General features: G+C 45.8%; 7 protein-coding genes and 2 pseudogenes. 8 read left to right on the top strand and 1 reads right to left on the bottom strand.

Annotation, left to right across the window (positions count from 1 at the left end):
• The first annotated feature begins 117 nt into the window (after positions 1 to 117).
• Together QUB44_RS20975 and QUB44_RS20970 are read left to right on the top strand one after the other, a co-directional pair.
• On the top strand, positions 118 to 1,725 hold the full coding sequence (locus QUB44_RS20975) for an ABC transporter substrate-binding protein (RefSeq protein ID WP_333370436.1): 1,608 nt from the start codon (positions 118 to 120) through the stop codon (positions 1,723 to 1,725).
• Between the two features lie 243 nt (positions 1,726 to 1,968).
• Positions 1,969 to 2,979, top strand: a complete 1,011-nt coding sequence (locus QUB44_RS20970; protein ID WP_333370434.1) for an ABC transporter permease — start codon at positions 1,969 to 1,971, stop codon at positions 2,977 to 2,979.
• 11 nt (positions 2,980 to 2,990) lie between these two features.
• Here QUB44_RS20970 and QUB44_RS20965 read toward each other — a convergent pair whose 3' ends face one another.
• Positions 2,991 to 3,401 (bottom strand): hypothetical protein, encoded by a 411-nt coding sequence (locus QUB44_RS20965; protein WP_333162282.1) that lies wholly within the window; start codon positions 3,399 to 3,401, stop codon positions 2,991 to 2,993.
• 519 nt (positions 3,402 to 3,920) lie between these two features.
• Here QUB44_RS20965 and QUB44_RS20960 point away from each other — a divergent pair.
• The 6 genes and pseudogenes from QUB44_RS20960 to QUB44_RS20935 all read left to right on the top strand — a co-directional run.
• Positions 3,921 to 5,789, top strand: a complete 1,869-nt coding sequence (locus QUB44_RS20960) for an efflux RND transporter periplasmic adaptor subunit (RefSeq protein WP_333162278.1) — start codon at positions 3,921 to 3,923, stop codon at positions 5,787 to 5,789.
• 348 nt (positions 5,790 to 6,137) lie between these two features.
• Entirely contained in the window at positions 6,138 to 7,355 is a 1,218-nt protein-coding gene (locus QUB44_RS20955) for an ABC transporter permease (protein WP_333370432.1), read from the top strand.
• 136 nt (positions 7,356 to 7,491) lie between these two features.
• Positions 7,492 to 8,712 (top strand): ABC transporter permease, encoded by a 1,221-nt coding sequence (locus tag QUB44_RS20950; protein ID WP_333370430.1) that lies wholly within the window; start codon positions 7,492 to 7,494, stop codon positions 8,710 to 8,712.
• Positions 8,713 to 9,045: 333 nt separating this feature from the next.
• Entirely contained in the window at positions 9,046 to 10,773 is a 1,728-nt protein-coding gene (locus QUB44_RS20945) for a chemotaxis protein CheB (protein ID WP_333370428.1), read from the top strand.
• Between the two features lie 257 nt (positions 10,774 to 11,030).
• Positions 11,031 to 11,769 (top strand): annotated as a pseudogene (locus tag QUB44_RS20940) (transposase); the annotation flags it as partial.
• Between the two features lie 165 nt (positions 11,770 to 11,934).
• Positions 11,935 to 12,545: pseudogene (locus tag QUB44_RS20935) on the top strand (transposase); the annotation flags it as partial.
• Positions 12,546 to 13,063 lie beyond the last annotated feature (518 nt).

Below are 13,063 nucleotides of genomic sequence, written 5' to 3'. Positions count from 1 at the left end.
CAGAGAAAGAGCAAATTAGAAATTTTTGATATGAGTACAATTTTTTATTAAACCGGAGCCATTGAAATGAGATTGTTAAAACCCTGGCGTTTAGTTTTATTAAGTCTAGTTTTTGGGATGGCTGTAATTTTATCAAATTGCGGCACTCCTTCAAACACGGTTAGCAATAATTCTCCAACTACGCCAACTCCTGCTGCGGTTCCGGCTGGGGCTTTAGTTTACGGTGCGGGCGGGCAGCCGGTCAATCTGGAACCGGGAAATATTACTGATGGCAATTCGGTGATTGTTATCGACCAAATTTACAATCGCTTGACTGATTTTAAACCGGGAACTGTGGAACTTGAGCCGAGTCTCGCTACTGAATGGTCAAGTTCTACAGATGGCAAAACTTGGACTTTTAAGTTGCGTTCCGGGGTAAAGTTTCACGACGGTACGGATTTTGACGCGGAAGCTGTTAAGTTTAATGTGGATCGCTGGTGGGATGCGAAAAATCCTAACGGTTTTCGAGAAGCGGGCAAGAATTATTCAATTTGGAAAGCTTTTTTTGGCGGGTTTAAGGGAGAAAAAGATTCTTTAGTAAAAGATGTGGCAGTTGTTGATAAGTTTACAATTAAATTTGTTTTGAATCGACCTTTTGCTGCTTTTCCGTCGGCGATTGGGTCTGGTTATTTCGGGATGGCGAGTCCGGCGGCGGTGAAAAAAGCGGGTGCTAAGTACGGCACTCCGGCGTCGCTGGCGGTGGGGACGGGGCCTTTTGTGTTTCAGGAATGGCGATCGGGCGATCGCATAGTTTTGGAGAAAAATCCGAATTATTGGAAAACTGGCACGCCAAAAGTCAATCAATTGATAATTCGTTTTGTTGATGATCCGGCGGCGAGACTGGCTCAGTTGCGAGCAGGACAACTTGATTTTACTGTAGATTTAACGCCGGATCAATTAAAAGAAGTTCAGGGAGATCCTAATTTAGAAGCTGTTGTGCGACCTTCTTTTAATGTCGGTTATTTAGGGCTAAATCCGAGTTACGAACCTTTGTCAAAACCGGAAGTCAGGCGGGCGATCGCCCAAACAATTAACAAGACAGCAATAGTGCAAGCTTTCTGGGGAGAACTCGGAAAACATGATTCGCAATTTATCCCGCCTGCGCTGAATTGGGCGGCGTCTGATCAAGTTAAAGATTATGAATTTAACCCGCAGCAAGCTAAAGCAATGCTCGCGAAAGCCGGTTATCCGAACGGTTTTGATTTGGATTTGTGGTATATGCCCGTCAGCCGTCCCTATTTTCCCACGCCGAAGCCGATCGCTGAGGCTTTTGCGGCGGATTTGAGCGCGATCGGGATTCGGGTAAAATTGCTGACAAAGGATTGGTCTGCTTATTTAGCCGATCGGCTCAAACCTCCCGGATTTCAAGCTTTTATGATGGGTTGGACGGGAGATTATGGCGATCCAGACAATTTTTATTATCCTCACTTCGGGCCGGGTTCTACGGCGGATTTGGGAAATTGGAAAAATCCGAAAGTTCTGGAACTTTTGGATCGGGGGAGGGCGAGTGGTGATAAAGCAGCTAGGGCGAAAATTTATGCGGAAGTTAGCGAGATTTTGCATGGGGAAGCTGTACGTTTGCCGATCGTACATTCGCAGCCACTTTTAGGCAAACGCAAGAATATTCAAGGTTGGATTCCGAGTCCTTTGGGTTCTGAGTCTTTTGAGGATGTTAGTAAGTCTTGAAAACGGCGGGTTTTACCTGCATATATTGGTGTTGATACAAGGGGCGGGTTTTAGGAGAAATATATGAAATAATTTAGTAAATTCATAAACCCGCCCTCTTCTCTTCGCGGTTCCCTAAGAAAAGGCGGGTTTATCCATATCCTTCGTTACTACAAATATTTTTCGTAAACCCGGCCCTACCAACCATATAACGATATGTGAAAATGCAGCCAAATCCGAGCGGAGCAAATCTATCTTAAAAAAATGATTAATTACATTATTAAACGTTTTCTGGGACTATTCCCAGTCCTTTTCGGAATCACTCTGCTAGTATTTACTTTTTTGCATTTGATACCGGGAGACCCAGCTACAGTGCTTTTGGGAGAACGGGGAACTCCCGAACAGGTGGAAATGTTGAGAGTGAGATTAGGTTTGAATCAACCTTTGCATTTGCAATATTTGGCTTTTTTATGGAGTTTGATCCGCTTGGATTTGGGAAATAGTATTATTAGTGGTATTCCCATAATTGATGAAATAATAAGTCGCTGGCCTGCTACTTTTGAACTGTCTGTGGTGGCGATGTTGGTGGCATTGGTTATCGGAATTCCGGCGGGGATTTTGGCTGCTGTTCATAAAAATAGCTGGCTGGACAATCTCGCGATGAGTGGTTCGTTAATTGGCGTATCTTTGCCAGTGTATTGGTTGGGATTGATGTTGATTTATTTGTTTGCTGTTTATCTGAAATGGCTACCTCCTAGCGGGCGGATTAGTGTAGATTTGGGGTTTGGTTTTAAGTCGATTACGGGTGTTTATATTTTGGATGCGTTGCTGAGGTGGGATTTTGCGGCTTTGCGGGATGCGATCGCCCATTTAATCCTGCCAGCTTTGACTTTAGGAACTATTCCTCTGGCGATTATAGCTCGCATCACTCGTTCTGCGATGCTGGAAGTGCTTTCTCAAGATTACATCCGCACTGCGAGGGCGAAGGGATTACCGGAATATTGGGTGATTTTGAAACACGCTTTGAAAAATGCCTTTTTGCCGATCGTCACAACTATCGGTTTGCAGTTCGGCACTCTTTTAGGCGGCGCTATTCTGACTGAAACAATTTTCTCGTGGCCGGGAATTGGTTCTTGGATTTATAGCGGTATTCTGACGCGGGATTACCCAATTGTTCAAGGAGGAGTAATTTTTGTCTCTGTCACTTTTGTACTGATTAATCTGGCGGTTGATATTTCCTATGCTTTTTTCGATCCGAGAATTCAGTACCGTTAAGGAAAAGGAAATCAGACACGAAATGCTTGTTTAACATCCGGCCGCAGCAGGTAATAAATGCTAGCTACTGCAAAACCCAGAGTTAAGAAATTGACTGCTGTACCGCCGCTGCCCAACATTTTGGCAATTTGCGCGATGGTGGCGATGATATGGACAATTAATGTTCCCGTCCAAGCCCAATTTTTTAGTTGAAACAAACCCCAAGTTAAGAGTAAGGAGAGGAGGCCTAAAATAAAACTGATTCCCGCAAAAATTGCAATAAAGCCGCCGATTACAGTGCCAACTTTCGCCCCGCCGACAGCCGCACCGAGACCGCCAAAAATGCCAGCAAAAAGTAAGATGAACAAGCCGTCAAGGAGGCTGAATACGCCGCTAATTAGCTGCAAGATTGCCAGAACTGTAACGCTTTGAGGACGGTTCATTGTTTTTATTTTCCATTTTTAACGGATTTGAAAAATATTTTAACCTGTTGTGGGCACAGGGCGGATATGGATTCAAGATTTACGCACCGCTACCCGTGAAACCGGGTTTATGAGAATTAAGTGTGTCCATACTGTGTCGTTACGAGCGATTCACTGGCAGATCCCGCTGCGATCGCTAACACGAGTCCGCAATGACCTACTGTAGTCGATCGCCCGCTGTCGTATCAGCCTTTGTCGCTGGTGAGGAGCGCGCCCCGATACCCCAAAAATGATATTATTTATTAAAATATATTTTTATTTGCCAGCAGCCAGGAGCGATTTTGTTTAGATCCACCTCTTTTGGCTGAAAAAACTTAACATTATTTAATAACTTGCAAAGATTAGCTATAATTGTTTACAGGTGCTGGTTGGGGAACTTTTTTTAAATCACCCGATCGGATGAGTCTGAAAGACGATGCCAAGCATCAGCAAAAAATTTTACCTTAAAGGTAATCCTGAGATTAAATTAGGTGAGTCGGTATGATCGTTAGCCCTAAAAAGGAAACTGCTCAGGTCAAGGTGGAAGATACTCAGACTGTAGACACCAAGGCCGCAGAGACCAAAATTGCAGATAAAAAAACCGCCCAAAAGCAGTCTCCGAAGAAACCCGCGCGCAAACCGCAGCGGTGGGCGATTGGGTTGGTTGCAGCCGGGTTGCTAGCTGTACCGACCACTATATATATAGCAAAAAGTCGATCGCAGCCGAAAGTAGATGCGATCGCCACTATGACAGTGCCGGTGGAAGCGCAAAACCTCACCGTGCGGATCACGTCGAGCGGTACCGTGCAGCCCGTACAGCGCGTCAATCTCAGCCCCAAAGGTTCCGGCCGCATCGCAGAATTATTTGTCGAACAGGGCGATAAAGTCGAAGCAGGACAAATCGTGGCCCGCATGGAAAGCCGCGATGTAGAAGCTCAACTAGCTCAAGCTCAAGCCCGCGAAGCCAGCGCGCGAGCCAAACTCGCCAAAATCGAAGCCGGGAATCGATCGGAAGACATCGCCAGCGCCCGAGCGCGCTTAGAGCAAGCCGAGGCCAGTCTCGCGCAAGTCCAAGCCGGCAGCCGCGTTGAAGAAGTGGCAGGAGCCAGAGCTCGCTTGCAGCAAACTCAAGCAGGGTTGCAGCGACTGCGAGCCGGCAGCCGCGTAGAAGAAGTCAGCCAAGGGCGAGCTCGTTTAGCCCAAGCTCAAGCTCGTTTAGCAGATGCTCAAACCGGCAGTGTAAAACAAGAAATTGCCCAAGCACAAACGCAAATTGACTCGAGTAAAGCCCAAGCCGAACTAACCGCTCAACGGGTGGAACGCAATCGGCCGCTAGTGGAAGAAGGTGCTCTTGCTAAAGATAAACTGGATGAATTAATTAAAGAAAATCGTACTGCCCAAGCTCAATTAATAGAGTCCCAAAGACGCGTGCAACAACTGCAAGAAAGTCGGGAGTCGCAAATTAAGCAACTGCAAGCTGCTGTGCAAGTCGAGCAGCAAGCATTGAAGCAATTGCAAAACGGCACGCGATCGGAAGAAATTGCGAGAGCCGAAGCAGAAGTTGCCGAAGCTAGAAGCAAATTAGCGCAGCTAGAAAACGGCAGCCGTCCAGAAGAAATCGCCCAAGCCGAAGCAGCAGTTGCTGAAGCAAAAAGCCAATTGAACGCACAAGAAAACGGTTCTCGCCCGGAAGAAATAGCTCAAGCTCAAGCTGAATTAGCCGAAGCTCAAGCTCAAGTCCGCTTTCAAGAAGTGCAGTTAGAAGATACGAAAGTTCGCGCTCCTTTTGCTGGAGTTATTACCCAAAGATATGCCATCCAAGGAGCTTTTGTAACTCCGGCAACTTCGGCATCGGAAGCTACTTCGGCAACTTCGACATCGATTGTCGCTCTAGCTAGAGATGTTGAAGTTTTGGCGAAAGTCCCGGAGGCTGATATCAGTCAAATTAAACCGGGTCAAGTCGTTGAAATAGTGGCTGACGCTTATCCAGATAAAGTGTTTAAAGGCCGCGTTAAGTTAATTGCGCCGGAAGCTGTTAAGGAACGGGATGTGACGCTATTCCAAGTGCGAGTTGCCATTGATACAGGCAAGGATTTCTTGCAATCGGGGATGAATGTAGATTTGAGATTTGTTGGTGAAAAGTTGAGCAATGCTTTAGTTGTGCCGACGGTGGCAATTGTGACTAATAAAGGTCAAACGGGTGTGCTAGTTCCCGATGAGAAGCAGCAGCCGAAGTTTAAGCCTGTGACTGTGGGATCGACTATTGGTAACAAGATTCAGATTTTGGAGGGTGCGAAAGCGGGCGATCGCGTTTTTACCGAACTTCCTCAAGGTAAAAAGCTGGAGGATATTATCAAGAATCAGAAATAGGGCATAGGGCATAGGGCATGGGGCATAGGGCATGGGGCATTATTTATCTCGATCGCTATAGGGTGTTTTCTTTCCCCGGAGATCCCCCCTAACCCCCCTTAACAAGGGGGGGACAAGAGCAGTCGAAGTCCCTCTTAATAAGGGGGATTTAGGGGGATTTAGACTCGGCTACAAGCGAGTTTATTATGGGTTTAAATATTAAGTTGATACCAATAATCCCAATCCCAAATCTAAAATCTAAAATCTAAAATCTAAAATCGAATAATCCAATCCCAAATCTAAAATCCCAAATCTAAAATCGAATAATCCCAAATCTAAAATCTAAAATCTAAAATCTAAAATCGAATTATGGATATTGTTGAAAGCGTCAAAATGGCCGTCACAACTTTGATGGCAAACAAGCTTCGCAGCACCTTGACGATGTTAGGAATTATCATTGGCAATGCTTCTGTCATTTCGATGATCGGTATCGGGGAAGGAGCTCAAACATTTATCGAGGGACAGGTTAACTCTCTGGGTTCAAACTTGCTATTTATTATTCCCGGCAGTCCTGAAGCGCAAACCCGCCCGGTGATTCCGCCCCAGACTTTAGTAGTGGAAGATGCAGAGGCGATCGCATCTCAAGTTCCTTCTGTCCAAGAAGTCGCACCAACTATCAATGATAGTCAACTCGTTACCTACCGCAATAAAAACGTTTCGTCTTCCATTGTCGGAACTACCCCAGAATTTCTGACAGTCAGAAGCTTTGATGTCGGTCAAGGCCGATTTTTAAGCAAATTAGATTTACAAAGACAAGAAAATGTGGTTGCTTTAGGATCGGAAGCAGCAGAACAATTGTTTGGTAATACACAGCCAATTGGTCAATACATCCGTATCAAAAACTCGAGTTTTCAAGTAATTGGAGTCATGCAGGCGAAAGGTTCCAGCTTTGGCGACAATCAAGATATGAATGTTTATTTGCCCCTGACAACAATGGCAAATCTGATCGTAGGTCGCACATCTCCCTACGGTACAAAAGTAACGTTTATTTCGGTTGCAATTAAAGATGAAAATATGATGCAAGCTGCCCAATTTCAAATAGAAAATCTGCTCAGGTTGCGTCACAAAATTACTAAGGAGGATGATTTTACTGTTCGCAACCAGAAAGATTTAATGAATACTTTGGGCAGCATTACTGGTGCTTTGACGTTGATGTTGGCTTTCGTGGCGGCAATTTCGCTGTTTGTCGGCGGCATCGGGATTATGAATATCATGCTGGTTTCTGTTACCGAACGCACGAAGGAAATTGGGCTGAGAAAGGCGATCGGAGCTTCTCAGCAGGATATCCTGATTCAGTTTATGATCGAGTCTGTGATTTTGTCAGCGGCAGGTGGGGCGATCGGCACTGGATTCGGTATTGGCGGCGTGCTTTTAGTCGCTGCTTTTACTCCCCTGCAAGCTAGCGTTTCCCCAGTGGCGATCGCACTTGCAGTCGGTGTTTCCGGCAGTATCGGCTTATTTTTTGGCATCGTACCTGCAAAACAAGCTGCTAAATTAGACCCGATTGTGGCATTGAGAAGTGCTTAAGAAGTCATTAGTCATTAGTCATTAGTCAGTAGTCATTAGTTATTTGTTGGTTTCCATTACCAATTACTAATTTCCGCTGCCCGATGCCCAATTCCCAATTCCCGATGCCCAATTCCCAATTCCCAATTCCCAAAGTATGAATTTTATTGAAAGCGTCAAAATGGCCGGTCAAACGCTACTAGCCAACAAAACTCGCAGCAGTTTAACAATGATTGGCATGATTGTCGGCAACGCCTCAGTAATTGCCATGATAGGAATTGGAGAAGGAGCTCAAAAATTTGTAGCAGGACAAGTTCAATCCCTGGGTACAAACGTATTAATCGTGAGGCCGGGAGTACCGAACGCTAGGCGAAGTACCATCTCAAGTGCGCCTCAAACTCTCGTACTGCCAGACGCAAAGGCGATCGCAACTCAAGTCCCATCCGTTCAAGGCGTGTCAGCAGAACTTAACAGTTCAGAGATTGTTCGCTACAGCAACAAAAATGTTTCGGCTCTAATTTTCGGCACGATTCCAGAATTTCTAGAAGTCAGAAGCTTTGAAATGGCAAAAGGGCGGTTTTTGACCGAACTCGATGTTAAGCAAAGTAACCAAGTTGTGGTTCTCGGTTCAGAATTGGCCGAGAAACTTTTTGGCAATATAAATCCGTTGGGCGAACAGGTGCGTATCCAAAATGTCAGCGTCAAAGTAATTGGAGTATTGGCGCCCAAAGGCACATCTTTTGGTACGAATTTTGATAATTCCGCCACTGTGCCGATCACCACAATGGCCAATCGCATAGTCGGGCGCAAATCTCTCTACGGTTTGGCTGTCACGTCGATATTTATTTCGATTAAAGATGAATCGCAAATGGACGCGGCGCAATTTCAGGTGGAAAACCTGCTGAGATTGCGGCACAAAATTACTACCGAAGATGATTTTACTGTCAGAAATCAGAGAGATTTAATGGCAAGAATGGGGGCAATTTCCGGCGCTTTGACTCTGATGTTAACTGCTGTTGCCAGCATTTCCCTATTAGTCGGTGGCATTGGGATTATGAACATTATGCTTGTGTCCGTCAGCGAACGCACTCAGGAAATCGGGCTCAGAAAGGCGATTGGCGCATCCCAACAAGATATCTTATTTCAATTTATTGTCGAAGCTGTAATTTTATCCGCTGCCGGAGGGATAGTCGGTACTTGCGTCGGTGTCGGCGGTATCTTGCTTGTAGGTAACTTCACGCCCTTGCAAGCTGGTATTTCGCCCGTGGCGATCGGCCTTGCTGTCAGTGTATCCGGTGCAGTAGGCCTCTTCTTCGGCGTTGTCCCCGCCCGCCAAGCCGCCAGACTAGACCCGATCGCAGCTTTGAGAAGTGCTTAATAAATATATACTTACTCAGTTACACAATCCGCTCCCTTGATGGTGGTAAAAATTCTCTTGCTCTATCAAAATATAAAAAAAAATAGTATTTTTGTAAAAATTTAACAAAGTTGTAGTATTTAAGGCAGTTTTAATAACTGTATTTTTACGTAGCTTCAGACCGCAAAAGTTCATAATAAACCCGTTAAATATTAAAGATTCAATAAAGTTGTGTTGTGGTGTTTACTTCCCAGCCATAAAGCTTAATACTATTAAACTAGGGGTAAACACACTTAAGCATCTACAGAGTTTACGAAACCTTTGCACTTTAATCAAAATATCCAATAAATAAACATGGCATCCCTGACCCCCAGTGCTAAATTTGACTATCTCGAAGGAACCATCCAACCAGACAGATTTAACGCCTTGGATGGCAACGACATAATTTATGCCAACAGCGGAGACGACTATCTCGAAGGCGATGTCGGCAAAGACAAAATCTGCGGCGACCAAGGCAACGATACGATTGTTGGTGGTGCAGACGACGACATCCTCTGGGGGGGTAAAGGCAGCGACCTAATTAGTGGCGATTCCGGCAACGATATCATCTATCCGGGCGCAGGTAGCGATACCGTGAGCGGCGGCACAGGCGATGATATATTTGCCATTGCTAAAGGCAGCGGCGGCCCCACTGTAGCCACAGCCGACTACATCGCCGACTTCGGCAACGGCAATGACAAAATTCGATTGCTAGACGGCCTCAGCTTTGAAAATTTAAACATCCAGCAAGGCACCGGCGCCAACAGCAACAGCACCGTAATTCAAGACAAACTCACGGGCGAGTATTTAGTAGTATTGCCGGGAGTCAACAGCAACACGATCGACCGCGACCAATTCACAAATCAGTTATCGGGAAACCCTGTCATTGAGTGGAACGGAGTCGTGCTCAATGCAGTGCGGACATCCAATACCCCGCCTCCCCTCGCCTCCCGCAACATGGCAATGGTTCACGCAGCCATTTACGATGCTGTTAACTCGATCAGCAAAAAATACACCCCTTACCTCGTGGAAATAGACCCACCTGCAGGTACATCAGCAGAAGCAGCCACCGCCGCGGCCGCCCACCGCGTCTTAGTCAACCTCTACCCAGCGCAAGCAGCCACATTCAACGAAGCATACGCATCGTCTTTAGCTAAAATTACCGACGGCAAAGCCAAACAAGACGGGATTGCCCTCGGACAGCAAGTTGCTGACCAAATTATCAGTTCGCGGAGTGCAGACGGCATCACGAAAGTAGTGCAGCCCACCCCCACAACCGGCCCCGGTAGTTGGGTGCCGACTCCCCCCGCTTTTGCCGCAGGGCTAGCGCCACAGTGGGCCGAAGTTACTCCCTTTGCGATGACTAGCGGTTCTCAGTTCCGCCCGCCCGGCCCGCCCGCCCTTGACAGCGCCCAGTACGCAGAGGAACTTAACTACGTCCAAGACATCGGCAAAAGTGACAGTCTTACGCGCACCCCAGACCAAACAGTCATAGCCAAATTCTGGGCCAACGGCGCTGGGACGTTTACGCCTCCTGGTCACTGGAACCAAATCGCCGAAGAAACAGCGACTCTCACCGGCACATCCCTGGAAGATAGCGCCCGCTTGTTCGCCCTGCTAAATATTGCCCTCGCCGATGCAGCTATTAGCTGCTGGGATGCCAAGTATGAGTACAACTTGTGGCGGCCGGTGACAGCTATCAGCCAAGCGGACACAGACAACAATCCCAACACGACAGCCGACGCCCAGTGGACTCCGCTGCTACCTACTCCGCCGTTCCCTGAGTACACGTCTGGTCACAGTACCTTTAGCGGTGCAGCCGATGCCGTTATGAGTTCTGTATTGGGTTCGGATTTTGGCTTTGCCGATCGGGGAGATCAATCTATCAACACTTTGCGAACCTACGAAAACTTCAGCGAAGCGGCCGACGAATCGGGCATGAGTCGCCTTTACGGAGGCATTCATTTCATGAGTGCTAACGTAAATGGTTTGAGTGCGGGTAGAAATGTGGGGAACTATGTTGTCCAGAATTTCTTAGTCTAGGAAAGTCGGGGCGGGTTTACGAGATTATTGGTTTGAGCTTACATCTTTCACCATTTTCAAGAACTGGTTCTGGGGCCCGTTCCACAAAACTCAATTTTATTGTGGAACGGGCCCCAGAGTCCGTTCCTAATTAGGGCTTGTTGAATAAAGACCAAAAGATTTACGAGAGCTGGGTTATGCGATCGCGCGATCGTCCGTCAGGTCGCCGTGAAAAACAGGTAAAATAGGTCAAAACCCGTGCATCACCATTTGCGATCGTGTACATAAAAGCTGAGCTTGCTCTCCTATCACCCTCCGACTTTGAACTCGCCTCATGTGGAAAGTTGTCACCAGATAACCGTTGGGTAAAAATGGCCGAACTTATTCCGTGGTCAGGGTTTGAAGCATAATCTGCTGAAAACTTACCCACAGAAATGGGAGCCCGTGCCAAATCTTTTCGGATGGCGTTCGGGGCATTAATCATTAAGGAAAAATTAGGAATCAGCGATCGTCCAAGAGTAGAAAAAGTCCGCGACAACCCCTATCTGCAATACTTTATCGGTCCATCAACCTACAGTAATGAACTCGCATTTGACCCGTCACTATTGGTTCACTTACGACGGGCGTATTAGTGCGTACCTAATTAATAAAGTGAACGAATGGTCGAAACATACCCGAAACCACTCCAGCCAGAACCAAAAAAAAGGATTCGGACGCTCAAAATGAGTCATCCCATCGAGGAAAATTAATCATAGATGCTCCCTCGGCCGCAGCCGATATTACCTATCCGACCGACTTAGGATTATTAAACAAAGCCAGAGTTTATACATAAAAAATCATAGACATCCTGTATAAACAGATCAAATATCAAACCAATAAAAAACCAAGAACCTACCGTAATAATGCCAGAAAAAATCACTTAGCAGTGGCGAAAAACAACTCTAATATATTTAAAAAAAACTAGCTCATATTCAAAATATAATCTAGTCAATCTATTTTAGATTTGAGATTTTAGACTAAAGAATTGAAGCATTGACCCCACGGATAAATTCCGGGGGCAAGTTTCATCGGATACAGGTTTTTTATTTCTGGGTACTGAGTCTCCGAAGGAATGAATCCGGCGGCTTGTATCCTGGATGCTTTCGGTCAGGTGTCACCCTAGAAATTATGAACCAAAAGCAGTATAAAACCAGTCTAGTCCTCACAGAAGTCTATCGCCAACAACAGTGGTTATTTAAAAATAACAAACAGAGCATAGAAGATAGAATAGTAAGTTTAAGCCAACCCCACATCAGTCCCATTGTCAGAGGGAAAGCCGGAAAAGCTGTAGAGTTTGGAGCAAAAATGTCAGCGAGTTGCTTACTCAGGATATGTATTTTTAGACCGGATGAGTGGGGATAATTTTAACGAATCGAGAGACTTGAAAGCCCTAATAGAAGCATTTAAAAGTTACACAGGATACTATCAGTGAATTAGTCCATGCAGCTCGCATTTATCGAACAAGGGAAAACCGAGCGGGCGTGTAAAGAAAGAGAAATTAGAATGAGTGGGTTTCCGTTAGGGAGGCCACCAGCAAATGTCAGTAAGGAAACAAAGAAACAAGCCTGGGAAGATGAGAGAATTGGTAACACTATTGAGGGCAAATTTGGGACTTGCGTAAACGAAGATTCACCTTGAATCGCGTGGCGGCAAAACTTGATAATACTTCTAGTACAGCCATTGCTATTACTTTTTTAGTAATCAACCTTTCTACCTGGTTAAGACGGGTTTTTTGCGTTTTTTTATGTCAATAACCGAAAATCACACCTATTTACGGGTCAGTTATTATCAAAAAGTATAACTGGACAAGTTAGAGAAAACAAAAAATTATGTTTCGCCGAACTAGAATCACCCATCAATTGCGATCGTGATTTTTCTTAACTTATTCAGCAAGCCCTAAATAACTTCCGACCAATTTTGGTTTGGGGTTTTTTTGCGGTATCGACGGTGATGCTGAATAAAGTTTGAGGTTGTCCGGATTGCGCTCGAATTCTCAGGAAGCTTAATTGGTAGATGCACCCTGATTAATTAACTCCCGACCAATTTTGGCCGGGTTTTTTTTGCGGTATTGACGGTGATGCTGAATAAAGTTTGAGGTTGTCCGGATGGCGCTCGAATTCTCAGGAAGCTTAATTGGTAGATGCACCCTGATTAATTAACTCCCCGCCAATTTTGGTTTGGGGTTTTTTTTACGATATTGACGGTGATGCTGAATAAAGTTTGAGGTTGTCCGGATGGCGCTCGAATTCTCAGGAAGCTTAATTGGTAGATG

The organism is Microcoleus sp. AT3-D2 (genome assembly GCF_036705715.1).
Lineage (GTDB): Bacteria > Cyanobacteriota > Cyanobacteriia > Cyanobacteriales > Microcoleaceae > Microcoleus.
This window is presented reverse-complemented; position numbering and strand designations above follow the sequence as displayed.

Coding starts and splice junctions, on each gene's coding strand:
- QUB44_RS20945 (WP_333370428.1), top strand. CDS start 9,046: ATGGCATCCCTGACCCCCAGTGCTAAATTTGACTATCTCGAAGGAACC.
- QUB44_RS20960 (WP_333162278.1), top strand. CDS start 3,921: ATGATCGTTAGCCCTAAAAAGGAAACTGCTCAGGTCAAGGTGGAAGAT.
- QUB44_RS20975 (WP_333370436.1), top strand. CDS start 118: ATGGCTGTAATTTTATCAAATTGCGGCACTCCTTCAAACACGGTTAGC.
- QUB44_RS20965 (WP_333162282.1), bottom strand. CDS start 3,401: ATGAACCGTCCTCAAAGCGTTACAGTTCTGGCAATCTTGCAGCTAATT.
- QUB44_RS20970 (WP_333370434.1), top strand. CDS start 1,969: ATGATTAATTACATTATTAAACGTTTTCTGGGACTATTCCCAGTCCTT.
- QUB44_RS20955 (WP_333370432.1), top strand. CDS start 6,138: ATGGATATTGTTGAAAGCGTCAAAATGGCCGTCACAACTTTGATGGCA.
- QUB44_RS20950 (WP_333370430.1), top strand. CDS start 7,492: ATGAATTTTATTGAAAGCGTCAAAATGGCCGGTCAAACGCTACTAGCC.